The sequence below is a fragment of the Mesorhizobium sp. ZC-5 genome, from assembly GCF_025753855.1.
In the GTDB taxonomy this organism is placed as follows: Bacteria; Pseudomonadota; Alphaproteobacteria; order Rhizobiales; family Rhizobiaceae; genus Neomesorhizobium.
The window spans coordinates 92,784-119,691 of record NZ_JAOWPT010000006.1 but is presented as its reverse complement, the minus strand read 5'-3'; the positions used below and the strand labels follow the sequence as shown (position 1 = coordinate 119,691).

Here is a 26,908-nt window from a genome sequence, read left to right as displayed (position 1 = left end):
ACCTAACAGCAGACTTGGCAGGTCACAGCAGCCGCAGTACGGCGCGGTGGAGATGGCGCCACAGGTAGCGGGGGCTTGGGGCCCGGTTTCTCGATCGCTGCATTCCTTCTACTCCTCAAGTTGTAGAGGACGATGGCAAGGGCGGTTGAAAAGCGGAAAAGAGGAAAAATTCCTGGATGCTGATAATTTCTTTCAGGCAGGCTTTCTTTCAGGCAGAGCGATGTAGCTCGCTCGCTTAAGGGGTATGCACGAAACGTTATCTCGAACGGGCCATGGAAAGTAATAGTGAAAACGGGAAAAAAGTAAAAAAACTTAAAGCAGATAGTACAATTGTTGCAAAAATTCCTGGAGATAGATAACTAATAGAAAAGTAATATAACAAACAGCATAAACAAGAAACTATAGAAAGAAAAAATACCATCACTGGCGCCTTTATAAATGAGTATGTCTTGTTTGATAATTCTCTTCCAACCACATATCCGCTTGCCATCGCAGTTGCACTAATGAAATGAAGGGCTTCAAAGCCAGCAGGGACGGTCAAGCCGAGGTTTGACATTACTAGCCCAGCAGCGGAGAGACTCCCAGCGATCGTAAAGTCCATAATGGTCATTGTGGAGAAAAAGCTGTTACAGGGAGTGTGACGTACGAGGCGAGTATAGGGCTCTGTTTCTCGTCAAATATCACTAATTGCTGACGCTTTGTGGACAATATTTTTTCGCCAATCCCAAATTCTTTTATCGTTCCTTTCACAAATATCGCAGGCTCATTTGGATCTTTTTAAATTGGTGTAAAAATCCTTTGAAACATCTCCTTTAGCAAATTTTGCAAGCGGTTCGATGATAAAATCGATATCTTGAGATTTTGCAACACCAATTAAGCTATCATAAGTTGCTTCCGACCAGACGTTTTGGTATGCGCCTATTGAAACATACAAGTTATCTTGGCTTAATATGTTAATCTCTTCTATTATTCCGTCTTTGACGGCGTATGACACCTCAATTTCAATCGGCTTTACCAATCCATCATCATTTCTATAAGCGGAAGAAATCTTACTTATGAACCGCCGGGAATCCAGCTCAGCGGTTTCTTTTTTTGCATAAACGGCAGCTCGTTGCTTGGTATTTCTGGCTCCATAAGTAATAGGTGCGTCGTCGTCGATATCGTTATCCTCAAGTCCCGTGACCGGATATTCTGCGCAGAACGTTTCTCCATGGGGAAGCGGCTTTACAAAAGATTGCTCTAAGCCCGCCTTCGGCCAAGACACATTAAGATCAGAACTTGCGTGTGTGTTCTTTATATAATTCCACACCCAGCTAAGACCGTCCTTCCGATCAAAGTCGGAGGACCAAGTAAAATTCCCATCGGGAGAATCAACGTCGCTGCTAATCGCTCGAGGCAACGTTTTATCAAAATTCTCTAACGAGCATTCCGCAAATGAGATTTCGCTCGATACAAAGTAGATAAAAATCGTGCAAACGGTCGTTGAACGCATTATCCCCCACCCTCTTCACCTCTACTTCACTTTACAGATTTTTATAAGATCAAGAATGGCTTACTATGTCTATAGTGCCTGCAAGCTGAGCACCCCTTCCCCACACCAACGTCACCACCCTTCCCTCCTCCTTCCGCATACGCTATCCGCAACGGACAAACCCATCACCCGGAGGAGCGTAAAAATGAACCCATCAGGCCATATCGCGATCGTTACCGGCGGCGGGTCGGGGTTGGGCGAGGCGACCGCCAGGGCGCTTGCCGCGAAGGGAGCGAAGGTGGCGGTGCTCGATGTCGGCGTCGAGAATGCCGAGAGGGTCGCCGCCGATATTGGCGGCATCGCGGTCAAATGCGACGTGTCGAGCGCCGAGGGTGCCGAGGCGGCGGTGGCCGAGGTGGCGAAAAGGCTTGGCGAGCCGCGCATCCTGGTCAATTGCGCCGGCATCGCCATCGGCGCCAAGACGCTGGGCAAGGACGGCCCGCATCCGCTCGATACCTACCGCAAGGTGATCGAGGTCAACCTCATCGGCACCTTCAACATGATCCGGCTCGTCGCCGACCGCACCCAGAAACTGGAGCCGCTGGAGAGCGGCGAGCGCGGTGTCGTCGTCAACACGGCGAGCGTGGCCGCCTTCGACGGGCAGATCGGCCAGGCCGCCTATGCGTCGTCGAAGGGCGGCGTGGTGGGCATGACGCTGCCGGTGGCGCGCGACCTGGCGCGCTCCGGCATCCGCGTCGTCACCATCGCGCCCGGCATCTTCAAGACGCCGATGATGGCGGGCATGCCGCAGGAGGTGCAGGATTCGCTGGGTGCCGCCGTGCCGTTCCCGTCGCGGCTCGGCGAACCGTCGGAATATGCAGCACTCGCGCTGCACATCGTCGAGAACCAGATGCTGAACGGCGAAACGATCCGACTCGATGGCGCGATCCGCATGGCGCCGAAGTGATACGGTGCGGCCAGCGGTCTTTCCGTTAAGGCAGGCAATGGATCGAAAAATACCCCCTCTCCGTCTCGGGCTTCCCCCGAGCCACCTCTCCCCCGCCTTGCGGGGGCGAGGAACCCAAGCTGGAGAGGCGCCGGCATCGCTGCAGCGGTTCCTCGCCCCATGAAATGGGGAGAGGTGGTTTGCGAAGCAAACCGGAGAGGGGATACTGCACCATCTGCGCGCGGTCGATGGCAAGCAAACGCAACATGAACAAGCAACCGGCACAAAAACCCGGCCCTCTCGCCGGCTTGAAAATCATCGAGATGGCGGGGCTCGGGCCGGTGCCGCTGGCCGGGCTGATGCTGTCCGAACTCGGCGCCGATGTCGTCCGCATCGAGCGCAAGGAGAGCGGCAAGCCGTTTCTCGTCGTGCCGCCGGACTATGACCTCGACCGCCACGGCCGCGACGTCGTCAAGGTTCACCTGAAGCGGCCGGAGGGCATCGAGCTGATGCTCGACCTGATCGAAAAGGCGGACCTGCTGGTCGAGGGTTTCAGGCCAGGCGTGATGGAGCGGCTGGGGCTCGGGCCGGCCGAGGCAATGGCGCGCAATCCGCGGCTGATCTACGGCCGCATGACCGGCTTCGGCCAGGACGGGCCGCTCAGCGCGCGTGCCGGCCACGACCTCACCTACCTCGCCTATTCCGGCGTCCTGCACGCGATCGGCCCGAAGGACGGCAGGCCGGTGCCGCCACTCAACCTCGCCGCCGACTATGGCGGCGGCACCATGTTCCTGATCATGGGCATGCTGGCGGCACTGTTCGAGCGCTCGCACTCGGGCAAGGGCCAGGTGGTGGACGCCGCGATGATCGACGGCGCCTCGATGCTGGCGGCCCCCTTCTTCAGCTTCCTGGCGACCGGCTTCTGGAAGGACCGCCGGGGCGTGAACCTGCTCGATTCCGGCACGCCGTTCTACGACACCTATGAGACCGCCGACGGCCGGCATGTCGCGGTGGCCTGCCTGGAGCCGCAATTCTTCGCCGAATTCGCGCGGCTTTTGCCACTCGACGATAAATTCGCGGCCGCGCAATATGACGCGACGCTGTGGGACGAGATGCGAGCGGCAATCGTCGCGCGCATCGGGCAGAAGACCCGCGACGAATGGGCGGCGATCTTCGAGCCGACCGATGCCTGTGTCGCACCGGTGCTGTCGCTGGCTGAGGCGCCGGACCATCCGCATGCCCAGGCGCGGCAGACCCATGTGATGGCGGGAAGCCTGCGGCGCCCGGCGCCGGCGCCGCGATTCTCGCGCACGCCAGGCGAGGTTTCCCATCCATCCGAGCCCGGCCCGCAAAGCCTTGCGGCCGCTCTCGAGCGGTTTGGCCTGGACGCGGAAGCCACATCGGCGCTTGCGCGGTCGGGGGTTATCGGTGATTAACTGGAGTAAATATCTCATCATTTGATGGAGCCGGCGTGGAAAAGAAAAAAGACGTCATCCGCGAGACCGACGCGGAAGCGATCCGCCTCGCCAGGACGCTGATCCGCACGGCACGCTACGGGGCGATCGCGGTGCTCGATCCCGAGACCGGCGCGCCGCTGGCGAGCCGCGTCGGCACCGCCACCGATATCGACGGAACGCCGCTGATTCTCGTCTCGATGCTCTCCTCCCATACAAGGGCGCTGATCGCCGATTCGCGCTGCTCGCTGCTGGTCGGCGAGCCCGGAAAGGGCGATCCGCTCGCCCATCCCAGAATCACGATTTCTTGCAATGCGTTACAACTGCAGACGGAGACGACCGAGCGGGCGCGGGCCGAGCGGCGTTATCTGAACCGCCATCCCAAGGCGAAACTCTATGCCGGGCTTGGCGATTTCCATTTCTTCCGGCTGGAGCCCGCGCGCGCCAGCCTGAATGGCGGCTTCGGCAAGGCTTATCTTCTCGGCCGCTCCGACCTGGTTGCCGAAACGTCCGTCGCGCAAAACCTTGCCGAATCGGAGCAATCGGCGGTTGAACACATGAATAGCGACCACGTTGACGCGATTTCCGTGTATGCGCGGGCTTTTTGCGGCGCCGGCGAAGCAAGCTGGCGCATCACCGGCATCGACGCGGACGGACTGGACCTGGCGGCCGGCGACGAAACGCGGCGCCTGTTCTTCCCGGAGCCGCTGGCCGATGCCCGGGATCTTCGCAAAGTCCTGGTCGAACTTGCCGCAGCCGGCCGCCGGAAACTCGCCGAGAGCGCTCCGCAGATGTGATGAAAAGTGCGTTTTGGCTGACTTGTGCTTTGAACGAAAGTGATTAGGTTGCAATGTGATACCTGTATTCGAGGTCGTGCATATACGCGCGGACAGGTTGCAACTTTCAGGTGCTATTGCCCCCTAGCGCCCGATTGAGAGAAGAAGCATGGGGGTTTGATGATTTCCAAAGAGCTGATCCGGAACGCTGACAAGGCGGCCGAGTTTTTGACCTTGCTGGGCAACAGCAAGCGGCTGGCGATCATGAGCCATCTCCTTGAGAGCGAGCTGTCGGTCGGCGCCATCGCGGAAAAGGTGTCGCTGAGCCAGTCGGCGCTTTCCCAGCATCTCGCCAAGCTGCGCAGCCTGCAACTCGTGGAGACCCGTCGCGACCGGCAGATGATCTACTACAGCTGCAAGTCGGTCGAGGTGCGCCGCCTGTTCCTGACGCTGGACGACATCTTCGGCGATACCGAGGAAGAAAAGAAGCCGGCAAGGCCAGCCCTTGCCGCGGTCCGCTCTTGACCTTCGGCTGAAGCGAGGCCCATCTCCCGACGTCCGGCACCGGCTTCCCTCCGGCATATATGCCGGGTGGATGGAGATAAATGCACCCGATCCGCATCGACGATCCCGACGATCCGCGCGTCGCCGCCTACCGCGACGTGCGCGAACGCGATCTTGCCGGCCGGCAAGGGCGCTTCGTGGCCGAAGGCAAGGTGGTGCTCAACGTGCTTTTTGCGGCGCGGCGTTTCGAGGCTGAATCCGTCCTCGTGCTGGAAAACCGGCTTGCCGGACTGGCCGACACCTTGCGCCATGCGCCGCGGAACCTGCCACTTTACGTGGCCTCCGGCGCCGTCATGGACGCCATCGCCGGCTTCCACATCCATCGCGGCATCCTGGCGATAGGCAGGAAACGCGATCCGCTGCCGGTCGAAGAACTGCTGGCGACGTTGCCCGCCAAAGCCCTGGTGGTCGCGCTGGTCGGCATCTCCAATCACGACAACATGGGCGCCATCTTCAGGAATGCCGCGGCTTTCGGCGCTGATGCAGTCCTGCTCGACGACACCAGTTGCGATCCGCTCTACCGCAAGGCGATCCGCGTCTCGGTCGGCGCGGTGCTCAAGGTGCCGTTCGCCGCCGGCGCCGGCGCGCAGGAACTCGCGACGGCACTATCGCGGCAAGAATTCGAGCAGATTGCGCTGTCGCCGGGAGGAGCGATCGATATCCGCGATGTAAAACCGTCGAACCGGATGGCGCTGTTTCTGGGAACGGAAGGCGAAGGCCTGCCGGATGCCCTGCTGAAGCGGTTGAAAACCGCGCGGATACCGATGGCGGAAGGCTTCGACAGCCTCAACGTCGCCGCCGCATCGGCCATCGCCTTGCACCGGCTTCGCCAGGATTAGGCGGGAAGCGTTTGGGCGGTCCGGCTCAATCGCCGGCAGCCGCCTTCTGGAGGGCGCGGATGCGATCGGCGAGGCTGGCGATCCTGCTTCCGGGCGCGCTGCCTTCGGGACCGTCGGCCGACGGCATCGACAGGGCCTTGCGGATCGGCGAATCGGCACCATCGAGTTTGGCGGTCAGGTTCACCACCTCGGCCGCCAGCTGGTGAATCTGTTCGCGCAGCGACGCACTGTCGTCCGGCGCCCCTGCGCCATTGCCGTTCTGCGAAGCCCCGCCGCGCAGCTTCTTGTTCTCGCGCGTCAGGATGGTCAGGCGGCTTTCAAGCCGGTCGCGTTCCGCCGACAATTGCGCCAGCCTGTCGTCGGCTTGCCCATCGCCGGAACGGGCCTTGGCCCGCTCGCCGGGTTTCGACGCGGGGTCGTTTTCGTTACCCGCCACGCCCTCCCGCGCCTGGCGCAGACGCGACAATTCGCGCTCCCGCTGCTCAAGCGTTGCCTCGAGATCGGCGCTGCGCTTGCGCTCGCTTTTCAAGCTGTCTTCGAGCGCCTGGCTTTCCGTCGTCGCCTCTTCCAGGCGGCGTTCCATGTCCTTGCGCTGGCTGCGCAGTCGCGACGTCTCGATCGAAATCCGCTCGATCTCGGACTCGCGCCCGGCTATCTCGATCTGCCGGCTGCTGGAGAGGAATGTCGCCTCCTCATAGGTCTGGCCAAGCTTCCTCAGTTCCGATGCCTGTTTTTCGATCCGCTCGTCGGCCTCGATCAGCTGTTTGGAAAGGGTTGCCACCTGCTCTTCCCGCTCGCGCAGCCGGGTCTGCAAGTCAGGCATCCTGGCTTCCAGACCGGCCAACAGACTGGACTTGCCGCCGGCTTCGTCGGTGAGACGCCTGAGTTCTTCGCGGTTCCGGTTGAGCTCGATCAGCTGGTTCGCGGCCTTTTCCTTCAGCGCTTTCACGCTGATTTCGAGCCGCCGGATGGACATCGCGGCCTCGGCGCGCGCCCGGTCGGTTTCCGCCTGCATCTCGTTCAGCGTCAATGGCATCGACGCCTCGATGCGCTTGCGCGTCAGTGAGACCGCCCGCCGCCAGATGGCTGGCGCCACCATCAGCGCCAGAAAGCCGGCGCACAAAAAGCCGAGAATGAAAAACAGCGTCGACTGGATCACGTGAACTCACCCGTTCCGCGCGGCAGACGTCTTCGATTGAGACGCAGCGCCAAATCCAGAGCCGCATCGCCCGCCGTACCTGCCGGAGTCAAGTAGCGGCGGCGCGAAACAATGCCAGAGTGCGTGTTCAGAACGGATTCCAGGTCGGTGTTTCGGTGAGTTTCAGATAGCCGACATTGACCCCCAGCCGGGCGCCGACGCCGGTACGGATCGGAACCAGAAGCATGTTGTCATGCTTCAGGACGTTGAACCCAAGTCCGGCCACGACATAGGCCGAGCCGGCAACGCCGACAAACCGTCTGTAGAGGTTGTTCGTATCGTCGAGATTGTAGACCAGGATCATCGAACGGGAACCCTGGCCGCCCCAGTCGAAGCCGAGCGACGGGCCCTGCCAGAACACTTTGTGGTCGCCGGCATTCTTCGTGTAGAGCATGCCTTCGCCGTAGGTCAGCCCGCCGATGATGGCGCCTGATCCTTCCTCGCCCAGGACATAACCGTTCGGCAAGCCGTAGGACGCGAACGCTTTTTCCACCAGCGACGCCAAACCGCCGGATGTCGCGCCAAAGAACGAATGTCCGGCGTCGACAATCTCCTGCGCGGTATATTGTTCAGCGCGGGATGCGGATGACGAAAAGGCGAGAAATGCAAAAACGGCGAGCGATGCCGTGATCATCCGGAAATAGGTCCGGTTGTTTAGTCTGGGAAACATGCTTCCAATCTCCGTCCGGGAGCACATCCGCCGACGCCCTGCCGCCCCGCGACTCTGCGGTCGCTTGATTCGGCACATCACGGCAAACCTAGGCCGTAATCCTTTTTCAACCATTAAGCTCCCACATGAACATGGCAGTTCGAGGGCCCAAGTTTCCGCGCTGCCGGTGACGTACACGAAAATTTAAGGGAACGAATCGTTTCGAGACGATTTTAATCGGGTTTTCTTGATGCCTGTCCGCGCGCTGTATAACCAGATTGCGGTTTACGCGAAAATATGATTCGCCGGGTTTGGCGCAGCGGTCCAGACCAAACGCTATTTAGGAACTGCGGGGACATTTGAGAAATGGCTGAGCTTTTCACGCTTTCCGCGCCGGACCTGGCCGCACTTTTGTGCAGCCGTGTCTGCCATGACATCATTTCTCCCGTCGGTGCGATCAACAACGGACTGGAACTGCTCGACGAAGGCGGCGCCGACGAGGACGCCATGAACCTGATCCGCACAAGCGCCCGCAACGCGTCGGCCAGACTGCAATTCGCACGCATTGCTTTCGGCGCCGCCGGTTCGGCCGGTATGCTGATCGATACAGGCGACGCCGAAGCCGTTGCCATCGCGTTCCTCAAGAACGAGAAGCCCGAACTGATCTGGAACGGCGGTCGCGCGCTGTTGCCGAAAAACAAGGTCAAGCTGCTGCTCAACCTGATCCTCATCGCCAACGGCGCGATCCCGCGCGGCGGCAAGATCACGGTAACGCTTGAAAATGTCGAGACCGAGCCGAAGTTCACGCTTGCCGCGAGCGGCCCGATGGTGCGCGTGCCGCCGAAGTTCCTCGAGATGCATTCCGGCAACAAGCCGGAAGAAGCCATCGACGCGCATGCGGTGCAGCCCTACTACACGCTGCTCCTAGCGCGCGAAGCAGGAATGACGATCTCGATCCGTGCAACCGCGGAAGAAATCGTGCTGACGGCTTCATAAGGTGTGTTGATATTCAGGTGATGCCGGCCTGCTGAAGCGGCCGCCGAATCTTATTTCGGCGCGATGCGCTTTGGACCAAGTTTTTTGAGAAAAACTGCCGAAAAGATGCACTGCCGCTTTTCTGAAAACTTTATATTTCCGATTTTCTGGTTCTTTACATGAAATGGATACGTTGGGTCATGCCGCCCGAACGTTTCCGGCTCGGTCGGGTCGCAGGAAGGACGGGAAATGAAACGCTGCATGTTCGTCGACGATTCAAGCGTGATCCGCAAGGTCGCCAAGCGTATTCTCGGCGGGTCGGACATGATCATCATCGAAGCCGCGTCCGGTTACGACGCCCTGGAGATGTGCTCGCTTGAGATGCCCGACATCATCGTGGTCGACGGCACCCTGCCCGACATGTCGGCAATCGAATTCATCCGGCGGGCCCGCGCTTTCGACGCGCCGGTGAAACCCCAGATCGTCATCTGCCTCACCGAAGTCGACATCGGCGCGATCATGCGCGCCAAGCGTGCCGGCGCCCAGGGATACCTGTTGAAGCCGTTCAACCGGCCGCAACTACTGGAACGGTTCCGCGCGCTTCAGGCGGCGTGAGTAGTGAGTAGTGCTAGAAACAAAAGGGTGGCTCTTGGCCACCCTTTTGTATTCACTATTCACTATTCTCTATCAGGCGCTTTCGCGAATTTCTTCCGGCTCGCGCAGCACGTAGCCGCGGCCCCACACCGTTTCGATGTAATTCTGGCCGCCGGAAGCCGCATCAAGCTTCTTGCGCAGCTTGCAGATGAAGACGTCGATGATCTTCAGTTCGGGCTCGTCCATGCCGCCATAGAGATGGTTGAGGAACATTTCCTTGGTCAGCGTGGTCCCCTTGCGGAGCGAGAGCAGCTCCAGCATCTGGTATTCCTTGCCGGTCAGATGCACCCGCTGGCCGCCGACTTCGACGGTCTTGGCGTCGAGATTGACGATCAGGTCGCCGGTCGTGATGACCGACTGGGCATGTCCCTTCGAGCGGCGCACGATGGCATGGATGCGGGCGACCAGTTCGTCCTTGTGGAACGGCTTCGTCATGTAGTCGTCGGCGCCGAAACCAAGCCCGCGCACCTTGTCCTCGATGCCGGCCATGCCGGAAAGGATCAGGATCGGCGTCTTCACCTTGGAAAGACGCAGCGTGCGGAGCACTTCGTAGCCCGACATGTCCGGAAGGTTCAGGTCGAGGAGAATAATGTCGTAATCGTAGAGTTTTCCAAGATCGACCCCCTCTTCGCCGAGGTCGGTCGTATAGACGTTGAAGCTCTCCGATTTCAGCATCAATTCGATGCTTTGTGCGGTTGCACTGTCGTCTTCAATCAGCAGAACGCGCATTTCATTCCCCTTTTCTGCGACCGGACCATTTTCGCGGATCCGGACCGGCGCAGTGATTGCCTTGAATCGGAGGCTGCCACCGAATGGTTAACAAAATCTAATTCCGCCTGACAAGCGATATCAGATTTTTCAGCTCGTGGCCACACCCTCTTGAATCTAATGATGAATCGCATCGACCAGACGTTAACGCGCTACATTAACAAACCAGACTATTTGACTCTGGAACCTGGTTTTTGGCACCCACCCGTCGAACTTGAATTTTTACCCTGCCTTAAGTCCTGACGCGTATGATTAACAATGCCCGTAAACGAATGGTTACCAAAGGACCAGAATCTTAGGAATTTGTTTCCCAAGTGGTCCGTAAAAGCGGTGAAGTCGGGGACGGTGCGGTGTCGGAAGTGAGTTGCGGCCGGTAGGCCTGAGTAACTGCGTTGGAGTACCGAGACATGAAGTCACGTGAGAACCTCGTTCGGCTGAAGCAATTTCAGGTCAGCGAGAAACGCCGTCAGCTCATGCAGCTCGACATGATGATCGCTGAATTCGACCGCATGGCCACCGAGCTGGAGGTGCAGATCGTCGCCGAAGAGAAGAAGGCCGGCATCACCGACATGAACCATTTCGCCTATCCGACCTTCGCAAAAGCGGCCCGGTTGCGGCGAGACAATCTCAAGAACTCCCAATTTGACCTCGCACAGCAGAAAAGTGCCGCCGAATCCATACTTGCCGAAGCTGAAGCGGAGCTGTCCAAGGCGGAAATGCTGGAATCGCGGGACAGCAAGATGCGCGAAACAGGCACCGACGGCCGCAACGCGATGATCGGCTGACCCACGCAGCCGGATAATCCTTCCCGCATCGCAGTCGTCTGACGTACCGCATTTACCTCGTCCAAGCCGGCGCAGGCGCGCCACGCTTTTCCGGGCGGCGAGCCGGACGACCCACTGCTCCAGGGAAAAAGCGCAGCGGCAGCCGCTTCTTCGCGGCACGATCCTTCGCTATAGCTTGCCGATGCGGCGCCTGTTGCCTCCGATTCTGTTTCTTGCCTCGGTCTGCTTTGCCTTCGGCATCGCCCTGCCGCTCATTCATGTCGAACGGCTGTTCTTCTTCACCGACGAGCCGTCGCTGGTCGGGATGGTCGCCGCCTTGTGGGCCGGCGGCGACTGGCTGCTTGCCGCGACCGTCGGGCTTTTTTCGATCGCGTTTCCCGCCATGAAGCTCGCATTGCTGCACAACGCCGCCTATGGGCGACCTGAAACCGCCGTCCCGGGCTGGTTCCGGATGCTTTCCAACTGGTCGATGCTGGACGTGTTGCTGGTGGCGCTGGTGATCTTCGCGGCCAAGACCAGCGGGCTGGCAACCGCCTTCACCAAGCCCGGCCTGTGGTTTTTCGCGGCGTCGGTGCTGCTGACGGCAACAGCATCCGCACTTGTCAAGCGCACGCCATCGGCCGCGTCCTGAAGCGCATGTTTCGGGCGACATGCATTAGCCTGCCCGGCATTCCTGAGGTGCGACGTTAGCGGACCGGCCGAAGATCGCGAAGCTGAGCGCGGCCAGCACCCAGACCCCGATGCCGCCGTAGAGCATCACCCAGCCAAAGCCGTTCACGAGCGCCGCATGGACGACGGCTCCAGGTGTATCCAGCAACGACAGCTCAGGCAGATTTTGCGCAAGCGATGTCACGTCGCCCGCGGCGATCTTTTCGGCGGCCGATTGCAGGCGGGCGGGCTCGACGGACGCGGCGAGCGCACCGCGCAAATGGGCCAAAATGCCTTCGCGCAGGACAAAACCCATCGCGGCTATGTTGATGGCGAGCGTGATCAGCCGCGCGCTCATGTCGATGCCGCTGGCCATGCCGGAGCGGGAGCCCGGAACGGAGCCGGTGGTCGTGTTGGTTACCGGCGTGTGGGTTATGCCGAGCCCGATCCCGGCCATCAGGCAACCGGGCAGCATCGTCAGCCAGCTGGCCTGCTCGACGCTGCTCCCGTATCGCATCAGCATGAAGCCCAGGCCGATGGTGGCAAGGCCGGCCGGAATGACGATGCGCGGCTGATAACGCAGCGCCAGCCGCTCGGCCAACGGCGGCAGTATCAGCGTCGGCAGCGTATAGGCCAGCAGCGACAGGCCCGTGGCCACGGCGTCGTAACCCAGTCCGACCTGAAAATAGATCGGCAAATAGATCATGAACGGCCAGAAGCTGAAATTCATGCCGACGCAGCCGACGATGGCGCCGGAGAAATTGCGGATCCGGAAGACGGAGAAGTCGAACATCGGACGCGCGTTGAGCTTTTCGGCGCAGACGAACAGGATGAAGGCAAGCACCGAAACGGCAAGGATGCCGATCGCGGCGGCGCTGGAAAAGCCGAGTTCGGGGCCCTGGGTGATGAAATAAACCAGCCCGAAGACCGCCACCGACAAGGTGACGATGCCGGCGACATCCAGCCTTTCCGCCTCCGGATCGCTGGATTCGCCCACGCCGGCAACGACAAGCAGGAGCGTCAGCACGGTCAGCGGAACGTGGACCAGGAAAACCCACGGCCAGCCCGCAGCGGCAACGATCATGCCGCCGATGATGGGGCCGAAACCGAGGCCGATGCCGCTGATGACGCCCCATATCGCAAAGCCCCTGGCGCGCTCGCCGCCCTCGCGGAACTGATGCGAGAGAATGGCAATCGAACAGATCAGCATGGCGCCACCGCCCATGCCTTGCAGGAACCGCGCGACAATCAGCACCGCCGCATTTTCGGCGAGGCCGCAAAGCAGGGACGTGACGCCGAACAGCGCCAGGCTGAAAACGAAAATGCGCTTGCGGCCATAGCGGTCGGCCAGCGTTCCGGTCGCCATCAGCACGGTGGTGCAGGCGATGGTGTAGGCGTTCATGATCCATTGCAGGTCGCTGAAACCGGCACCCATCTCCCTTTCGAGGATCGGCAGGATCACCGGCACGCTCGAGATTTCGAGGCCGAACATCAGCGCGGCGAGGCAGACGGCAACAAGGGCAATCGTGTTTTTGTCGAGGGGGATCATCGGGCTCTTTCTCAGGCTGGCCTGGGCGGCGAATAGCCTGCCGCCGCATCGGAGCCGTGCTTGTAGGCGCGCATCACTCATGATAGAAATGATTTAACTTCATCGCACTGATTATGGGTTGTCATTAATCGAATGGACTTCGACCCCACCCTGCTTCGCGCTTTCGTTGCCGTGAAGGAAGCCGGCGGCTTTTCGCGTGCGGCGCGGCAGCTGCATCTGACGCAATCCGCGATCAGCCATCAGATCCGCCGGCTGGAGGAGCAGGTGGGCCGGCCGCTGCTTCACCGCACGACGCGCAGCCTGACGCTTACGGAAGATGGCGAGGATTTCCTGCGCCATGCCCAGCAGATCCTGCAGATGCTCGATGCGCTGGCCGGCCGCTTCCGGCCGTCGCCGGTGTCAGGCGTGGTGCGGGTCGGGGTGCCGGAGCCTTTCCTCGGCGATCGGCTGCCCATCCTGCTGCGCCGCTTCGCCCGCGCCTTCCCCGGCGTCCGGCTCGACGTGCATGTCAGCACCTATCTCGACCTGCGCAAGATGGTCCATGCCGGCGAACTCGATCTCGGCGTGGTGATGTCGACGGCCAAGGACGACGATGTCGGCACGGTGCTGAGAACGGCGGACTTCGTCTGGGTTGCGTCCGACACGTTCGAGGCGGCCGAGGATGAACCGCTGCCCCTGGCGCTGTCGCTGCCGGGATGCGTCAACCGGCATGTCGGGCTGGATGCGCTCGGCGAAACGCCGGTCGAGTGGCACACGGTTTTCACCTCGCCGAGCCCGCACGGCATTCGCGCGGCGGTGCAGGCGGGGCTCGCCATCACGGCACTGACCCGGGAAGAGGTGGAGCCGGGAATGAAAATCGTCGACGGCCACTATGGCCTGCCGAGGCTGCCAAGCGGCAATTTCACGCTTGTCTGGAGCGCCAACGGCAAGACGCCGGCGGCCCAGGCATTCGGTCAGATGATCGTGGACATGGGAGGCGGTCCGGCAGCGGCGGCTTCCTGACCGGACCCGTGTCCCCTCAGTGCCTGTATTGCTGGATGCGTGTGGTGCGCAGGCCGGCAAGTCCATATTCGTCGATGGATGCCTGCCAGGAGAGGAATTCCTCGACCGTCAGCTTGTAGCGCTGGCATGCCTCGTCAAGGCTGAGCAGCCCGCCACGCACGGCTGCAACGACTTCCGCCTTGCGCCGGATAACCCAGCGTCGTGTGTTCGTCGGCGGCAGATCGGCAATCGTAAGCGGACTGCCGTCGGGCCCAATAACATATTTGACTCGCGGTCTAACCAGATCGGTCATTCTACTCTCTACACAAAACTCAAAGACCCAATCACGTTCACCATAACGCGATGGCTTTAAAAATTGCCTAAGCGCTTGGTAAGCGAAAGGTAATGATAGTTAAGGATAGTGAAGCGGCTGTTAGCATTCATGTTCCATTTCAATTCAGTTTTTATGCAACCGTTCGCTGGGCAAGCGATCCCTTGCAACCGCCGGAAGCGCTGGTCCGATCGGTCACCGCCATTGGCTTTCCCGCAATGGTGGCGCTTCCCCGGCGCTTGACCTATATTGCCGGCATTGGCATGAAGCCCGGACTCCGAACCGCGGAAATTTGAGATCATGAACAGCCTGGACCTTCCGGGACGCCCTGAAGAGACCCGCATCGTCGTTGCGATGTCGGGCGGTGTCGATTCGTCCGTCGTTGCCGGCCTTTTGAAGCGCGAGGGCTACGATGTCGTCGGCGTGACGCTGCAGCTCTACGATCATGGCGCGGCTACCCATCGCACCGGCTCCTGCTGCGCCGGCCAGGACATCGCCGACGCGCAGCGTGTCGCCGAAACGCTCGGCATCCCGCACTACGTGCTCGATTACGAGGAGCGCTTCCGCAAGGCGGTGATCGACCCGTTCGCCGAAAGCTACGTCTCGGGCGAGACGCCGATCCCTTGCGTGTCGTGCAACCAGACCGTCAAGTTCGCCGATCTGCTCGCCACCGCCCGCGAGCTCGGCGCCGACGCGCTGGCCACCGGCCATTATATTCGCAGCCGCGCCATCGGTGCGCACCGGGCGCTCTATCGCCCGGTCGACGCCGACCGCGACCAGAGCTACTTCCTGTTTGCCACCACCCAGGAACAGATCGACTACCTGCGCTTTCCCCTCGGCGGCATGTCGAAGCCGGCCGTGCGTGCGGTGGCCGAGGAAATGGGCCTCACCGTCGCCGCGAAGGCCGACAGCCAGGACATCTGCTTCGTGCCGCAGGGCAAGTATTCGGACATCATCGCCAAGCTGAAGCCGCAGGCGGCCTCTCCGGGCGACATCGTCCATATCGACGGCCGCGTGCTTGGCCGCCATGAGGGCATCTTGCGCTACACGATCGGTCAGCGGCGCGGCATCGGCATTGCGTCGGGCGAGCCGCTCTATGTCGTGCATCTCGACGCCGAGCGCGCCCGCGTCGTCGTCGGTCCGCGCGAAGCGCTGGAGACCCACAAGATCTTCCTGCGCGCCATGAACTGGCTGGGCGATGTCAGCCTGAAGGATATTCCCGCAGAAGGGCTCGAACTGTTCGCCAAGGTGCGTTCGACGCGGCCGCCGCGGCCCGCGGTGCTGCACCAGCATGCCGGCCGCGCATGGGTCGAACTGGTGGACGGCGAATCCGGCATTGCGCCCGGCCAGGCCTGCGTCCTCTACGACGATGACGGAGACGAGGCGCGCGTGTTCGGCGGCGGCTTCATCGAGCGCTCCGAGCGGGGCGCCGAAGCGGAGGCGATGCTCAGCCGGCTGGCGGCGATGCCCGCGCACATTCCGGCGGAATGATCGAAAAGGTTCATTCTAAAGCGCGTCGCGCCGAACAGGATTCGGCGGCTGCGCTTCAGATTCTTTGATTTGATGCATGTCGTTATCCGAAACCGAGGACACTTTCGGGCGACATGCATTAGCTGAAGGCTGACCGCGACCGGTCAGTCGTGCATGACGGTGCCCGCGGTCAGTATCTGAAGCACGGAAATGCCTTCCTCGCCGCTGGTGCGCGGCGGCTCGCGGGTCTCGATGCACGACAGGAAATGCTGCAGTTCGCGCGTCAGCGGCATGCCTTCCTCGACCGGCAGATAGGACGGCTCATTCTGGGTGAACGCCCACTGGCCGCTGTCCTGCCATACAGCGTGACGGTAGACGGCGAGCTTGCGATCCCACGGCTCGACGTCGTCGAACACCGCCATCGCCTTGGTGCCGACCACCGTCAGCCGGCGTTCGCGGTAGGGGTTGAGCCGTGACGTGAAAAGATGGCTTCTCAGCCCATTGGGAAAGCGCATGTGGAGATGCGCGAAATCGCTGAGGTGGTCGAGCAGTGCTGCGCCCTCGCCCCGAATCTCGACCGGCTCTGTGCCCGTGATGGCAAGGATCATCGACAGATCGTGCGGCGCCAGGTCCCACAGCGCGTCGTTTTCGGTATGAAACTTTCCGAGCCCCAGCCGGTGCGAGTGGATGTATTTGATCTCGCCGAGTTCACCGCTGTCGATCAGCTGCTTGAGCTTCTCGAAGGCGGGATGGAAGCGCAACACGTGGCCGACCATGAAGATGCGCTTGTTTGCTTCCGCCGCCGCCACCGCGCGCTTGGCATCGTCCACCGTAAGGGCGATCGGCTTCTCGACAAGCACGTCCTTGCCGTTTTCGACCGCCTTGATGGCGCATTCCGCGTGGAACTGCGGCGGCAGCGCCATCACGATGGCATCGACGTCGGAGCGAGAGAAAATCTCGTCAGGATCGATCGCCAGGCATTCCTGCTCGCTGGCGAAACCCTCGGCGCGCGCACGGTTGGCGTCGGAGACCGCGTGAAGAACGCCAAGCGACTTGAGCGTGCGGATGTGGTTGCTGCCCCAATAGCCGCAACCAAGAACGGCGATGCGCGGTTTCATCAATCCCATAACCAAAATGCGTGGCGGAGACATAACGATGCGGAGGATGGAACTCAACCCCGCGCGGCTGCGTGCCGGGGAACCGGCATCTTGTCGCCGGAACCGCCTCTTACAACGCTTGACAGCTTTGGCATCGCAACCTTATATCCGCGCGACCTCGGCGCTGGCCGGTGGGCCCGCGGCAATCTCGCGGCTCAACCGACGCAGCGTTGACCGGATGGCGGGGTAGCTCAGTTGGTTAGAGCACGGGAATCATAATCCTGGGGTCGGGGGTTCAAGTCCCTCTCCCGCTACCATCGATCCCCACAACTTTGTGCGGGCTATGTTCGTGGCGGGGACCGTTTGTAGCGGTCCTCGGCGCCCATCAATCCCCTCACCAGTCTTTGCAGTAGTTTGACTGGAAAGGAGGCCTTTTAAGTGGCCTCTAACCTCGACCTCGACGCCGGTTCCGTCTCCCTTGCGGAAGAGCGTGGCCGTAGACACGATTTCCCTAAGGAAACCAGCGCTTTCGCTGATCCCCGCGACTCCACCCGCCCTGAATGCTTCGTGCAAGTCGCGCATCGCGCGTTCGAATCGTTGCGCTGCGGCTGGTAGAAAAGTCACGGCTTTCTCGACTTCGGGCTGCACCGCCAGTTCGGCTTCAATGCCCTTCCGGCGCTCCCGGATGGCCTTGATCTCATCGGCCACTTCCTCACCTTCCACAATGCCCTTGGCAATCTGATCGACGATGCGGGACATTTCCCGTTTGGCGACTTCTAAGTCGCGCTCAAACTTGATGCGCTTCGCCGCTTTGTCGCCGATCAGCCGTTGCCGCTCCTCCTGATAAGCGGCGATGTAGGTCGCCAGATTCTCGTGCGAACGCAGTTTGGCTACGAGGCTTCCAACTACTAATTTTTCGACCGTATCGAGATAGAAGGTGCGAGGGTCCGGACACGTCCCACTCTCATGTGCAGCGGTGCATCGGACCCGAACCCTTCCGGTTTTGTCGGCTCCCATGGTAGACATTCCCGCGCCGCACGCACCGCACTTTAACAGACCCGACAGGAGCCGCTTCGGCCTACGCATTTTTGAAGCGACTTCTGGCGTGACACGCTGCCGGCGTGCACCTTGCGCGAGCTCCCATAGGTCTTGCGGAACAATGCGAAGCTCTGAAACATGTACTCGCTTCCATTCACTTTCAGGATTTGGCCTGCTTACGCGCCTGCCCGTGTCTGGGTCCTTTATCATCGTGACCCGATTCCAGGTGCGTATGCCGACATAGAGACTGTTATGCAGGATACCGTTGGCGCGTTTGGCAGAACCGATGATCGTGGAAGCGTTCCAACGCTCGCCGTCCCGCGGCGGTGCGACACGGTCCTTGTTCAGGCCGTAAGCGATTTGGCGGGGCGATAGGCCATCGGCGTATTCGCGAAAAACACGACGGATGACTTCGGCCTCATCTTCAACGATCAACATCTTACCCTTGCTCAGCGGATCGGGCCGGTAACCATAAGCCTGCCCGCCTCCAGAAAGTCCCTGTGCCACGCGCCCGGCTAGGCCGCGCCGAACCTTGTGCGCGTTGTCCTCCCGAAACAATTGGCCGACGAGCCCGCGAAGGCCAACGGTGACCGTGCTCGCCTTCCCGTCATGGACACCGACGAGATCGATATCCAAAAACTTTAGCCGCTTGCTGATTCCGGCGAGGTCTTCCATGTCGCGCGACAAGCGGTCCAGAGCCTCAACAATCACGACCTCGAACTGGCCCATCATGGCGTCAGCCATCAGGTCGCGGATGCCGTCGCGATTGTGCATGGACGCGCCAGACTTGGCCGCATCCATGTAGACTTTCGCAACGTCATAGCCGTTCTGGATTGCATAGGCGCGGCAGAGCGTCACCTGATCGTCAATGGAGCGATCGGATTGGAGGTTTGTTGAGAAACGAGCATAAATCGCGGCGCGTGCCATATGTTATCCCTCGCGCAATGATCGCTCATAGTCCTCGCGGGCGGCTCGCTTTGCAAGCGAGACCATCAGTCGCCGCTGAAAATCATCTGGAAGATTGGTCGGATGACTATTGGGCTGGTCGGGGACGCTCGTCTCGACGGATTCCCCACTGATGTTGCATTCACAATTGCCAGCATCCAGTGATGACGGCCGCTGCCTTAATGTGGAGATGAGACGGGAAAAGCCTTGCGCTTGCGACTGCGATTGACACGCCGCGATTCCTTTCCTGCCGTTGTCACCTAACTTTGCCATAGCGATCTGATCGTTTGTCGGATCGCCCGTGCATGAAAGAGGTCTCGTCCTTGTGTCGTGCGAAGGGGGCACTCCGACCTGAATTTACTCAAGTCTCGCCTATCACCGAGTCTTTTCCCTCTTACTGTCAGGCCGTTGGGGTTGGAGGATATACGGCGGCAGACGACTTCGACATTCGTTAGTGGTGGAGATTTAGCGTTCACGGTTGTGTCGCAAAGGCAGCGTCTGCGAAGACCACACTGGCATGCTTCCCCGAGGCGGTGAATATCCTGCGCAGCCACCAGCCGGACCTGCGTGAAGCCATGCCGGCGGAGGGAGAATGTCCGGTGCTCGCCGCCGCCGTCACTGCAGCGCGAACCCATCAGCTTCGCTGGGCCAGCGTGTTTGTCGCGATTGAAAAGGCGAACTTGCCCCTCTGATGGACATAAATCCCAGACGGCCTTTGCCTCAACACCACCGCATCGGTAACCCTGAGCCTTTTTGCCAGCCCAAGAACGGGAATACACCACCCAGCTGGTCAAGAGCTTGACGATCCTTGCTCATCCTGAAACACGGAATGCAACGATCAGGAGCCGCCGGATCAAACGCGTCTTCTTTACCGCCACATCCCCCGCATCTGCGCGCGGACGTCAAGTCGAGGCTGCCGGACATCCGACCGCGCGGTCTGGCCGACTGCAACGACTGGCCACGCACAACACTCGAAAAGCTCCAGCAGGCTGGCCGGGATAAAGCGGGTGCGGGCTGCATAGACATGCCTATCGCCTCGCGCGTTCTGACCATGCGTGAAGAAGCGCTGTGGCGTGATGAGGTGCAGGCTGTCCTTCGCCCGCGTCATGGCAACATATAACAGGCGCCGTTCCTCCTCCTGGTCGGCTGTGGTGCCGACACCCAAATCCGAAGGAATGCACCCATCCACCGTGTTGAGCACGAACACGGACTTCCACTCCTGCCCCTTAGCGGAATGGATCGTCGAGAGGATCAGATAGTCCTCGTCCAGATTTGGAATACCTGATTGATCGCTCGTAGCAGTGGGCGGATCCAGCGTCAGCTCGGTCAGAAACCGTTCGCGAGACGGATATCCCGCCGCGATCTGCTCAAGCTGGACGAGATCGGCCTTGCGGACTGTTGCATCCTCGTGGATGCGTTCGAGATGTGGCTCATACCAGCGTCGCGCCTGCTCGATCTCTGCCGGCCATCCGGCCTTGCCCGAGCGAAGTTGCTCAAGCATGTCGACAAACCCTTGCCAGCTATCGCCGACGCGGGGAGGCATTGGCATTCCGGTCAACGCTCTCAATGGTTCCGGCTGGTCGGTCATCGCATCAAGAATCCGCTGCGCAGACGTTGGTCCGACACCTGGGAGCAATTGCATTAGCCTGAAACCGGCAACGCGATCGCGCGGGTTTTGCGCAAAACGCAGCACGGCCAGCATGTCCTTTACATGAGCGCTGTCGAGGAACTTCAGACCACCGAACTTGACGAAGGGGATGTTTCGCCGGGTCAATTCGACCTCCAGTGGTCCGCTGTGGCTTGACGTCCTGAAGAGCACTGCCTGCTGCCTCAGCGTGGTCCCAACCTCGCGGTTTTCCAGGACCTGTTGGACGATGTAGCGGGCCTGCTCGGTTTCGTCGCGCACGGTTACGATCCGCGGCCGCTCGGCCGACTGGCGTTCGCTCCAAAGGTTTTTTGTGAACCGCTCTGCCGCCATCTCGATCACGCCGTTGGCTGCGGCAAGGATCGGCTGGGTCGAGCGATAGTTGCGGTCGAGCGTCACAATTGCAGCGGGGGGGCTGAACGCAGCCGGGAAATCGAGGATGTTGCGCACGCAGGCTGCACGGAACGAATAAATCGACTGCGCATCGTCACCGACGACCGTGAGGCCGCGGCCGTCCGGTTTCAAAGCCATGAGGATTGAAGCCTGGAGACGATTGGTGTCCTGATATTCATCGACCAGTACATGGTCGAAGCGACCGCCGATATCGTCGGCAAGCATCGGGTCGCTGACGGTCTGCGCCCAGTAAAGCAGCAGGTCGTCGTAATCGAGAACGTTCTGCGCCTGCTTGGCTTCCACGTAAGCGGCAAACAGTGCGCGCAGTTGGCTGTTCCAGCCCGCACACCACGGAAAGAAGCTGCCAAGAACCTCCTCGATCGGTCGTTCTGAATTGACGGCGCGCGAGTATATCGTGAGACAGGTAGCCTTTGTGGGAAACCGGCTTTCCATCCTGGAAAAGCCAAGCTCGTGCCGAGCGAGGTTCATCAGGTCGGCGCTGTCTTCTCGGTCATGAATGGTGAAGGCGGGATCAAGGCCTATCTGCTCGGCGTAGTGGCGCAACAGCCGTGCACCAATTCCATGGAAGGTGCCGGCCCAGGTCAGTGCATCCGTCATGATACCGGCATTGGTACCCAGGACCTGGCCGCAGATGCGCTCGACCCGCTGCGCCATCTCACTTGCGGCGCGCCTGGAGAACGTCATCAGCAGAATACGGCGCGGATCGGCGCCATTGACAATCAGATGACCGACCCGATGAGCCAGCGTGTTTGTCTTTCCCGATCCTGCGCCGGCGATGATCAGAAGCGGGCCGCCGTCTGCTCCGTCAGAGATAGCAACGCCGTGCTCCACCGCGCGGCGCTGTTCCATATTCAGGTTCTCGAAATAGGCGACAGACATGAGGCGAATCGGCTGGAGGAAGGTTCCTGACAGAACCACGTTTCCTGTTTTGTTCCAATGTATCGTTTACCCTCCCCTGTCTATAGGCGAGACTCACACGGCATCGCGTATATGTCTGGATTATACGCGAATTCGCATAGTATTGTTTTATACGCAAACCAGTATATTGCTTTTGTATACGCGATTACGTATATTGGTATCGGAGGTTCTCCCGATGACCGAACAAATCGCCCGCAACGAAAAACAACTCGGCGCCATCCTGCGCCGGGCTCGCAAGCATGCCGGCCTTACGCAAGGCGCGGTAGGCGCCCACATCCACCTGCGCCAGGGCACGGTGTCCCGCCTTGAAGCTGGGGAACCTGCCGTCCAGCTTCGCACGCTCATGGCCGCGCTCTCGGCCCTTGGCCTCGAACTTGTGGTGCGCCCGCGCAGCAAGGGCAGCGCCGCTGATATCGAGGACCTGTTTTGATGGCAAGGCGCCCCGCCCATGTTCCGCTCAACATCTTCCAGAACGGTCGGCTTGTCGGCGTGCTGCGCCGACAAGCCACGGGCGCCGTTGATTTCCAATATGCAAAGGAATGGCTTGACTGGCACGGCACCTTCCCGGTTTCGCTGTCGCTACCCTTGCGCGAAGACCGCTATGTCGGCGCGCGCGTGATCAACGTCTTCGACAACCTGCTTCCCGACGACGACTCCATCCGCAAGCGCGTCGCCGAGCGCGTGGGAGCGGATGGTACGGATGCCTACAGCATGCTCTCAGTCCTCGGGCATGACTGCGTCGGGGCGCTGCAGTTTCTCCCAGATGGAATCGACCCCGGCCGTCCCGGCGCGATCGACGGCAAGCCCGTCAGCGACCTCGAGGTGGCGGATATGATCAGGAATTTAGCCGCTGCTCCTCTCGGTCTCGATGATGACGAGGACTTCCGCATCTCGATTGCCGGCGCGCAGGAGAAGACCGCGCTGCTACGGCAGGATGGGTGTTGGTTCAAGCCGGTCGGCACGACCGCCACCACCCACATCCTGAAGCCACAGATAGGCCAACTGCCGAACGGCATCGACCTCTCGAACAGCGTCGAGAACGAGTATCTTTGCCTGAAGTTGCTCGAAGCTTTCGGCGTTCCCGCCGCAAAGGCGGAGATTGCGGATTTCGGGGACAGGCGCACGCTTGTCGTGCAGCGCTTTGACCGGCTATGGGCGCGCGACGGCCGCCTCCTGCGCGTGCCGCAGGAGGATTGCTGCCAGGCCCTGTCTGTACCGCCGACACGCAAATACCAGTCGGATGGCGGCCCCGGCCTGCCTGCGATCATCGAGTTGCTCAAGGGCAGCGACACGCCAGATGAAGACATCATGGCCTTCATGCGGGCGAATGTTATTTTCTGGCTGATCGCCGCGACCGACGGCCACGCCAAAAACTTCAGCATCTTCCTGACGCCGGGCGGGCGCTACCGGCTGACCCCGCTCTACGATGTGCTGACAGCGCAGCCCAGTCTCGACGCCAACCAGATATCGCGCAAGAAATTCAAGCTGGCCATGTCTGTCGGCAAGAACCGGCACTATGCTATTCATAACATCATGCCGCGGCACTTCATGCAGACGGCGGCCCTTGCCGGCATCGGCAAGCCGGCGATGAAGGCTCTGTTCGAAGATCTCGCCGTCAGCGCAGAACCTCGTCTCGCCGAAGTCCTCAACGCGCTGCCGAAAGGCTTTCCGCCCGCACTTACCGACTCGGTCGCGAACGCGCTCGCGCACCGCGCGCGCTTTCTCGTGGATATCGATCGCCTGCAGGATAACAGCGGCTGAAGAGCGCGCCTCAGCGCTCTTTCGAAGTCATCGTGCCGCCTGCCCTCGCAGCGCGGCATGGCGCGCGATAGCGGAAGGCCGCGCCCCCCACCCAAGCTCTGCGGTCATGCGGTGCTCGCTGCAGACGCGGACTCCCCAATGACTCGGCCCGATTCGTCAATTCTGCGTCCAGGCGCGGAACAGAGCTTATGCCTGCGTGTTTCTGCTTCAGGGAAGGAGAAAACGATGAGAAAGAAATCGCACACCGGGCTTATGCCGGCCAAGGTCGACGCGGACACCCAAGACGGATTTTCAAACGACTCGCCCTCCTCTGGCAAACCGAGCAAAGCTGCAAACGCTTCCAAAATACAAAAAACAGGTGATCGCTCGTCACCCAGCCCTGACCCGGCCAAAGTCAGCGGCGCCGGTCCTGCCGTCGCCGAGCATTCAAAGGATGCGAAAGCTCCAAAAAGCGGCCGGCAGGCGGGAGCATACGTCAAGGAGTGATCGAATGAACGTAGCGAATCTTCAAGTTGAGGGGCTGCTTATGGCTGTGGCTTCAATCAACAATGTGCTGGTCCACAAGGGAATCCTTTCGATTGATGAGATAGACCGCGCGTTGCGAACCGCGGAGGCTTCAATCACCGGGGACGAACGCGTCTACGAGGATCTTTCTCCTTCCAATCGCGATGCTGTCTGCTTCCCTCTGCGCTTCCTCCAGCAGGCCAACCTGGGCCAATCAGAAACCAGCGTGCAATCGTTCTCGGATCTGGCAAAATCCGTCGGGCAGACGAAAAAGCCCTATAATGATCAGATGTGATATTGGGACCCGGCGAATGAAGTCGATCAGCCGAAGCGCTCACGCCAAGGGCCAGGCGGGCCGGCCATGCCGCCGATGCACCACACGTTCGTCGACAGGCGCCGGGCAGGCCGAGTTGGGTGAACGAGATCAAGTTGGACGGCTACTGGATCCGCATGGACGTTTTGAAGATTTCCAAAAGATCGGAACGGACGACCGGCTTGGGACCGAGATCCAGCAATCTCGTTTGATCGGCTGCGCCAGAGACCAGCCCATCAAGATCGGAAGCCCCATACCCGACGCATTCGAGCCCGCAAGGAGCCGACACCTTCATCATGAATTCGGCGATGGCCATCGGCAACGCCTCACGTCCTTTTTGAGACATATCTGCGCCGGACAAGATATTTGCAGCCTGCAGATGCCTGTCGGGCGCAGAATCGAAGGTAAACCGAAACACCGCCGGCGCCGTGATGGCAACTGCGAATCCGTGTGGAATGAATGGATGGTCTGACGGATAGTCTGGCGATTTATACACTTGGGTTTGGGTTGCGATCGGATAGGAGCAGGCATGGGCAATACGCACACCCGCGGCTCCGTAGCCCATGCCCGCCAGCGCCGCGCAAAGCATCATCGCCGCCAGGGACGCCAAGCACCTGTTGCACGACAATCTCAATGACGTCTTGGAATTCTACCGCGTCGGCCTGGAGATCAACACCTCGGCCACGGATAAGCAGCCCTACGATCTGCCGAGCATGATCGAACCGATCGCCGTGCTCTGACGGATTCTCAGCCACGAGGCGCAGCGGTAGCACTGGCGAGGAACCACGTTGCTCTCCATGAGTTAATGGCGCGAAGGGACTTAACGGGAGAAATTCCGATGAAAATTATCAACATGAAAAAATCTCTTCTATTCCCTTCACTCGCCGGCGTGATGTTGTGCGCCAGCGCAGCCTTGACGAGCGCCCAAGACGTTGTCATCGCACCGGAGCAGGACACGGTGATCCGCGAGTACGTTAAGAAGAAACCCCTCGCGTCGATTTCAGTACCGGGCGTGGAACTGAACATCGGCTCTACGCTCCCGGAAACTGTAGAGCTTCATACTTTCGAAGACGTTCCCGACGTGAAATACCGGTATGTTGTCGTCGACAACAAGACGGTTCTCGTCGAACCTAGCACACGGAAAATCGTCAAGGTTTATGAGTGACGGGGGGCGGCCCGCTGCCATACCTCTGGTTGGCAGCGGGCCGACCGCGTTATAACGCGATGACGAGGGATCTGCTGTACTGAAATCCTGGATGCGCCGAGCACTGTCCTAAATCACGCTGAAGGATTCCGAGATCCCTCAATCGAGCGGGTTCCGTGTGATCGGTTTGGTCGATGGGTCTTTCCCCCAGATGCGGTTAGTTCTCCCGCGAGAGCCGGAACATCAATCGAAGGAGGCAAGCTCACCCGCTGCCTAATGTGCTGCGCTTGCTCCAGGCGGCCCAAGTCGGTGCTTAATGGGTGGTAGGTGTCGGACAGGCCCATATTGGCGTTTCGCGGATACCGCCGTAGTCCTCTCTGAAAATCTTCAGGAGGAAGCGAAGCTCTTCTGGTTCTTTGGGCACAACCGTCTCCAAACCCACCGTCAAACGTTTCATGATGGGATGGTTCCATGTTCGGCGGGTGCTCGGATTATTCGGGGACGTGCCCCAAAGAGGCAATTGTGCCTAAGTCGCTTTTCAGCGGCGCTGTGACGACTTCTCCTTCGACGCGTTCAGGCCAAGCTCCGTATACAAGGCGCCTTCGTTGACAATACCGTTACCGAAAAGACTAACGATTTCCGCCGCCAAAGCCTCCGCTTCCGCGCTGCCGCGCGCGTACCCACGAGCTTTGCAAGCCTGATCGAAAATACGTTGCAGAATGCCCAAGTCTTCTGGCTCGAAGACGCCGGCGGCAGATGCAGCCCTTGAGATAACCATCTAGAGTGCCCGAAAAGCACTATAAGACGAGCGGTGCCGAGAACGGAATATTGATCCTTATCGCGTGAAGTTCAAGGGAAATGCCGGCCCTGAGAACCGCTAGGGTACGATGAGTGGGCGCGGCAACGGTTGACTGAAACCCTGCCGCATCGGATTTGGCCGAAGACGGTTTGCCGCCGCGCCAAGGTGCATAAACAAAATATGTTGCTCAAAAAACGGTAGGGCAATTTTTACGCGCCGACACGTTTGCTGTCTATTTGCTCGCCGGCCTTGCCGGTTGGCTTGGCTGAAGT

General features: G+C 60.3%; 29 protein-coding genes and 1 tRNA gene. 19 read left to right on the top strand and 11 right to left on the bottom strand.

The genetic code is table 11. From position 1 onward, the window contains the following. Positions 1–763 precede the first annotated feature (763 nt). The gene (locus OHD58_RS18035) at positions 764–1,492 is read right to left on the bottom strand and encodes a hypothetical protein (RefSeq protein WP_263804800.1); all 729 of its coding nucleotides are present in this window, start codon (positions 1,490–1,492) and stop codon (positions 764–766) included. A gap of 184 nt (positions 1,493–1,676) precedes the next feature. Between OHD58_RS18035 and OHD58_RS18030 the strand changes: the two genes are divergently transcribed. From OHD58_RS18030 to OHD58_RS18010, 5 genes are all read left to right on the top strand, one after another. Continuing rightward, entirely contained in the window at positions 1,677–2,438 is a 762-nt protein-coding gene (locus tag OHD58_RS18030; protein ID WP_263804799.1) for a 3-hydroxyacyl-CoA dehydrogenase, read from the top strand. Between the two features lie 245 nt (positions 2,439–2,683). Next, the gene (locus OHD58_RS18025) at positions 2,684–3,853 is read left to right on the top strand and encodes a CaiB/BaiF CoA transferase family protein (protein WP_263804798.1); all 1,170 of its coding nucleotides are present in this window, start codon (positions 2,684–2,686) and stop codon (positions 3,851–3,853) included. A gap of 35 nt (positions 3,854–3,888) precedes the next feature. Beyond that, entirely contained in the window at positions 3,889–4,668 is a 780-nt protein-coding gene (locus OHD58_RS18020) for a HugZ family protein (RefSeq protein ID WP_263804797.1), read from the top strand. A 159-nt stretch (positions 4,669–4,827) separates the two neighbouring features. Continuing rightward, positions 4,828–5,172, top strand: a complete 345-nt coding sequence (locus tag OHD58_RS18015; protein ID WP_263804796.1) for an ArsR/SmtB family transcription factor — start codon at positions 4,828–4,830, stop codon at positions 5,170–5,172. Between the two features lie 80 nt (positions 5,173–5,252). Next, the gene (locus OHD58_RS18010) at positions 5,253–6,050 is read left to right on the top strand and encodes a TrmH family RNA methyltransferase (protein WP_263804795.1); all 798 of its coding nucleotides are present in this window, start codon (positions 5,253–5,255) and stop codon (positions 6,048–6,050) included. A gap of 25 nt (positions 6,051–6,075) precedes the next feature. Here OHD58_RS18010 and OHD58_RS18005 read toward each other — a convergent pair whose 3' ends face one another. Next, complete coding sequence (locus OHD58_RS18005; RefSeq protein WP_263804794.1) at positions 6,076–7,209, bottom strand: hypothetical protein; 1,134 nt, start codon at positions 7,207–7,209, stop codon at positions 6,076–6,078. A 127-nt stretch (positions 7,210–7,336) separates the two neighbouring features. Further along, a complete protein-coding gene (locus OHD58_RS18000; RefSeq protein WP_412177244.1) occupies positions 7,337–7,882 on the bottom strand; it encodes a DUF1134 domain-containing protein in 546 nt (181 codons plus the stop codon). A gap of 381 nt (positions 7,883–8,263) precedes the next feature. On the opposite strand from OHD58_RS18000, the gene chpT reads away from it, so the two are divergent. Together chpT and OHD58_RS17990 are read left to right on the top strand one after the other, a co-directional pair. Further along, positions 8,264–8,893 (top strand): histidine phosphotransferase ChpT, encoded by a 630-nt coding sequence (gene chpT, locus OHD58_RS17995; RefSeq protein WP_263804792.1) that lies wholly within the window; start codon positions 8,264–8,266, stop codon positions 8,891–8,893. Positions 8,894–9,121: 228 nt separating this feature from the next. Further along, positions 9,122–9,487, top strand: a complete 366-nt coding sequence (locus OHD58_RS17990) for a response regulator (protein WP_263804791.1) — start codon at positions 9,122–9,124, stop codon at positions 9,485–9,487. A gap of 72 nt (positions 9,488–9,559) precedes the next feature. Here the strand turns inward: OHD58_RS17990 and ctrA are convergent, their stop codons facing one another. Next, entirely contained in the window at positions 9,560–10,255 is a 696-nt protein-coding gene (ctrA, locus tag OHD58_RS17985; protein WP_195163170.1) for a response regulator transcription factor CtrA, read from the bottom strand. A gap of 446 nt (positions 10,256–10,701) precedes the next feature. Here ctrA and OHD58_RS17980 point away from each other — a divergent pair, with 446 nt between their 5' ends. Both OHD58_RS17980 and OHD58_RS17975 read left to right on the top strand, forming a co-directional pair. After that, positions 10,702–11,079, top strand: coding sequence for a flagellar export protein FliJ (locus OHD58_RS17980; RefSeq protein ID WP_263804790.1), 378 nt, complete (start codon positions 10,702–10,704; stop codon positions 11,077–11,079). 193 nt (positions 11,080–11,272) lie between these two features. Next, complete coding sequence (locus OHD58_RS17975) at positions 11,273–11,710, top strand: paraquat-inducible protein A (protein ID WP_318528265.1); 438 nt, start codon at positions 11,273–11,275, stop codon at positions 11,708–11,710. Between the two features lie 24 nt (positions 11,711–11,734). Here the strand turns inward: OHD58_RS17975 and OHD58_RS17970 are convergent, their stop codons facing one another. Beyond that, positions 11,735–13,276 (bottom strand): MFS transporter, encoded by a 1,542-nt coding sequence (locus OHD58_RS17970; RefSeq protein ID WP_263804788.1) that lies wholly within the window; start codon positions 13,274–13,276, stop codon positions 11,735–11,737. A gap of 132 nt (positions 13,277–13,408) precedes the next feature. Between OHD58_RS17970 and OHD58_RS17965 the strand changes: the two genes are divergently transcribed. Further along, positions 13,409–14,278: a LysR family transcriptional regulator gene (locus OHD58_RS17965; protein WP_263804787.1), complete on the top strand. Its 870-nt coding sequence runs from the start codon at positions 13,409–13,411 to the stop codon at positions 14,276–14,278. A gap of 16 nt (positions 14,279–14,294) precedes the next feature. Here OHD58_RS17965 and OHD58_RS17960 read toward each other — a convergent pair whose 3' ends face one another. Beyond that, a complete protein-coding gene (locus OHD58_RS17960) occupies positions 14,295–14,570 on the bottom strand; it encodes a DUF1153 domain-containing protein (protein WP_146299287.1) in 276 nt (91 codons plus the stop codon). Between the two features lie 92 nt (positions 14,571–14,662). Between OHD58_RS17960 and OHD58_RS17955 the strand changes: the two genes are divergently transcribed. Beyond that, positions 14,663–14,884, top strand: coding sequence for a hypothetical protein (locus OHD58_RS17955; protein ID WP_263804786.1), 222 nt, complete (start codon positions 14,663–14,665; stop codon positions 14,882–14,884). A gap of 4 nt (positions 14,885–14,888) precedes the next feature. Further along, positions 14,889–16,079 (top strand): tRNA 2-thiouridine(34) synthase MnmA, encoded by a 1,191-nt coding sequence (mnmA, locus tag OHD58_RS17950; RefSeq protein WP_263804785.1) that lies wholly within the window; start codon positions 14,889–14,891, stop codon positions 16,077–16,079. 143 nt (positions 16,080–16,222) lie between these two features. On the opposite strand, the gene OHD58_RS17945 is transcribed toward mnmA, so the two are convergent. Continuing rightward, complete coding sequence (locus tag OHD58_RS17945; protein WP_263804784.1) at positions 16,223–17,176, bottom strand: Gfo/Idh/MocA family protein; 954 nt, start codon at positions 17,174–17,176, stop codon at positions 16,223–16,225. 219 nt (positions 17,177–17,395) lie between these two features. Between OHD58_RS17945 and OHD58_RS17940 the strand changes: the two genes are divergently transcribed. After that, positions 17,396–17,472, top strand: a tRNA-Met gene (locus OHD58_RS17940). Here the strand turns inward: OHD58_RS17940 and OHD58_RS17935 are convergent. Beyond that, complete coding sequence (locus tag OHD58_RS17935) at positions 17,429–19,120, bottom strand: recombinase family protein (RefSeq protein WP_263804937.1); 1,692 nt, start codon at positions 19,118–19,120, stop codon at positions 17,429–17,431. The two genes, OHD58_RS17940 and OHD58_RS17935, sit on opposite strands and share 44 nt — an antisense overlap. An 886-nt stretch (positions 19,121–20,006) precedes the next feature. Then, positions 20,007–22,076 carry an ATP-dependent helicase gene (locus OHD58_RS17930; RefSeq protein ID WP_263804783.1) on the bottom strand — a complete coding sequence of 690 codons (2,070 nt, stop codon included), beginning with the start codon at positions 22,074–22,076 and terminating at the stop codon, positions 20,007–20,009. A gap of 214 nt (positions 22,077–22,290) precedes the next feature. Between OHD58_RS17930 and OHD58_RS17925 the strand changes: the two genes are divergently transcribed. From OHD58_RS17925 to OHD58_RS17910, 4 genes are all read left to right on the top strand, one after another. Further along, positions 22,291–22,545: a helix-turn-helix domain-containing protein gene (locus OHD58_RS17925; RefSeq protein WP_263804782.1), complete on the top strand. Its 255-nt coding sequence runs from the start codon at positions 22,291–22,293 to the stop codon at positions 22,543–22,545. After that, complete coding sequence (locus OHD58_RS17920) at positions 22,545–23,876, top strand: type II toxin-antitoxin system HipA family toxin (RefSeq protein WP_263804781.1); 1,332 nt, start codon at positions 22,545–22,547, stop codon at positions 23,874–23,876. The genes OHD58_RS17925 and OHD58_RS17920 overlap by 1 nt, the downstream gene beginning before the upstream one ends. A 225-nt stretch (positions 23,877–24,101) precedes the next feature. Next, the gene (locus OHD58_RS17915; RefSeq protein ID WP_263804780.1) at positions 24,102–24,362 is read left to right on the top strand and encodes a hypothetical protein; all 261 of its coding nucleotides are present in this window, start codon (positions 24,102–24,104) and stop codon (positions 24,360–24,362) included. A gap of 4 nt (positions 24,363–24,366) precedes the next feature. Beyond that, entirely contained in the window at positions 24,367–24,675 is a 309-nt protein-coding gene (locus OHD58_RS17910) for a hypothetical protein (protein ID WP_263804779.1), read from the top strand. A 142-nt stretch (positions 24,676–24,817) separates the two neighbouring features. On the opposite strand, the gene OHD58_RS17905 is transcribed toward OHD58_RS17910, so the two are convergent. Beyond that, positions 24,818–25,258, bottom strand: coding sequence for an iron-containing alcohol dehydrogenase (locus OHD58_RS17905; protein ID WP_263804778.1), 441 nt, complete (start codon positions 25,256–25,258; stop codon positions 24,818–24,820). Between OHD58_RS17905 and OHD58_RS17900 the strand changes: the two genes are divergently transcribed. Together OHD58_RS17900 and OHD58_RS17895 are read left to right on the top strand one after the other, a co-directional pair. Next, positions 25,257–25,433: a hypothetical protein gene (locus tag OHD58_RS17900; protein WP_263804777.1), complete on the top strand. Its 177-nt coding sequence runs from the start codon at positions 25,257–25,259 to the stop codon at positions 25,431–25,433. The two genes, OHD58_RS17905 and OHD58_RS17900, sit on opposite strands and share 2 nt — an antisense overlap. Before the next feature lie 152 nt (positions 25,434–25,585). Continuing rightward, a complete protein-coding gene (locus OHD58_RS17895; protein WP_263804936.1) occupies positions 25,586–25,858 on the top strand; it encodes a DUF1236 domain-containing protein in 273 nt (90 codons plus the stop codon). A gap of 517 nt (positions 25,859–26,375) precedes the next feature. Here the strand turns inward: OHD58_RS17895 and OHD58_RS17890 are convergent. Continuing rightward, complete coding sequence (locus OHD58_RS17890) at positions 26,376–26,615, bottom strand: hypothetical protein (RefSeq protein WP_263804776.1); 240 nt, start codon at positions 26,613–26,615, stop codon at positions 26,376–26,378. Positions 26,616–26,908: the final 293 nt, after the last annotated feature.

Bases quoted from the DNA above. Each gene is read 5' to 3' on its own strand.
- OHD58_RS18010 (WP_263804795.1), top strand. From the start codon at position 5,253: ATGCACCCGATCCGCATCGACGATCCCGACGATCCGCGCGTCGCCGCC.
- ctrA (WP_195163170.1), bottom strand. From the start codon at position 10,255: ATGCGCGTTCTGCTGATTGAAGACGACAGTGCAACCGCACAAAGCATC.
- OHD58_RS17955 (WP_263804786.1), top strand. From the start codon at position 14,663: ATGATAGTTAAGGATAGTGAAGCGGCTGTTAGCATTCATGTTCCATTT.
- OHD58_RS17935 (WP_263804937.1), bottom strand. From the start codon at position 19,120: ATGGCACGCGCCGCGATTTATGCTCGTTTCTCAACAAACCTCCAATCC.
- OHD58_RS17895 (WP_263804936.1), top strand. From the start codon at position 25,586: ATGTTGTGCGCCAGCGCAGCCTTGACGAGCGCCCAAGACGTTGTCATC.
- OHD58_RS18015 (WP_263804796.1), top strand. From the start codon at position 4,828: ATGATTTCCAAAGAGCTGATCCGGAACGCTGACAAGGCGGCCGAGTTT.
- OHD58_RS17925 (WP_263804782.1), top strand. From the start codon at position 22,291: ATGACCGAACAAATCGCCCGCAACGAAAAACAACTCGGCGCCATCCTG.
- OHD58_RS17990 (WP_263804791.1), top strand. From the start codon at position 9,122: ATGAAACGCTGCATGTTCGTCGACGATTCAAGCGTGATCCGCAAGGTC.
- OHD58_RS18035 (WP_263804800.1), bottom strand. From the start codon at position 1,492: ATGCGTTCAACGACCGTTTGCACGATTTTTATCTACTTTGTATCGAGC.
- OHD58_RS18000 (WP_412177244.1), bottom strand. From the start codon at position 7,882: ATGATCACGGCATCGCTCGCCGTTTTTGCATTTCTCGCCTTTTCGTCA.
- mnmA (WP_263804785.1), top strand. From the start codon at position 14,889: ATGAACAGCCTGGACCTTCCGGGACGCCCTGAAGAGACCCGCATCGTC.
- OHD58_RS17910 (WP_263804779.1), top strand. From the start codon at position 24,367: ATGAACGTAGCGAATCTTCAAGTTGAGGGGCTGCTTATGGCTGTGGCT.
- OHD58_RS17920 (WP_263804781.1), top strand. From the start codon at position 22,545: ATGGCAAGGCGCCCCGCCCATGTTCCGCTCAACATCTTCCAGAACGGT.
- OHD58_RS17960 (WP_146299287.1), bottom strand. From the start codon at position 14,570: ATGACCGATCTGGTTAGACCGCGAGTCAAATATGTTATTGGGCCCGAC.
- OHD58_RS17900 (WP_263804777.1), top strand. From the start codon at position 25,257: ATGCCCGCCAGCGCCGCGCAAAGCATCATCGCCGCCAGGGACGCCAAG.
- OHD58_RS17930 (WP_263804783.1), bottom strand. From the start codon at position 22,076: ATGTCTGTCGCCTATTTCGAGAACCTGAATATGGAACAGCGCCGCGCG.
- chpT (WP_263804792.1), top strand. From the start codon at position 8,264: ATGGCTGAGCTTTTCACGCTTTCCGCGCCGGACCTGGCCGCACTTTTG.
- OHD58_RS17890 (WP_263804776.1), bottom strand. From the start codon at position 26,615: ATGGTTATCTCAAGGGCTGCATCTGCCGCCGGCGTCTTCGAGCCAGAA.
- OHD58_RS17965 (WP_263804787.1), top strand. From the start codon at position 13,409: ATGGACTTCGACCCCACCCTGCTTCGCGCTTTCGTTGCCGTGAAGGAA.
- OHD58_RS17915 (WP_263804780.1), top strand. From the start codon at position 24,102: ATGAGAAAGAAATCGCACACCGGGCTTATGCCGGCCAAGGTCGACGCG.
- OHD58_RS18025 (WP_263804798.1), top strand. From the start codon at position 2,684: ATGAACAAGCAACCGGCACAAAAACCCGGCCCTCTCGCCGGCTTGAAA.
- OHD58_RS17945 (WP_263804784.1), bottom strand. From the start codon at position 17,176: ATGAAACCGCGCATCGCCGTTCTTGGTTGCGGCTATTGGGGCAGCAAC.
- OHD58_RS18030 (WP_263804799.1), top strand. From the start codon at position 1,677: ATGAACCCATCAGGCCATATCGCGATCGTTACCGGCGGCGGGTCGGGG.
- OHD58_RS17980 (WP_263804790.1), top strand. From the start codon at position 10,702: ATGAAGTCACGTGAGAACCTCGTTCGGCTGAAGCAATTTCAGGTCAGC.
- OHD58_RS17905 (WP_263804778.1), bottom strand. From the start codon at position 25,258: ATGGGCTACGGAGCCGCGGGTGTGCGTATTGCCCATGCCTGCTCCTAT.
- OHD58_RS17970 (WP_263804788.1), bottom strand. From the start codon at position 13,276: ATGATCCCCCTCGACAAAAACACGATTGCCCTTGTTGCCGTCTGCCTC.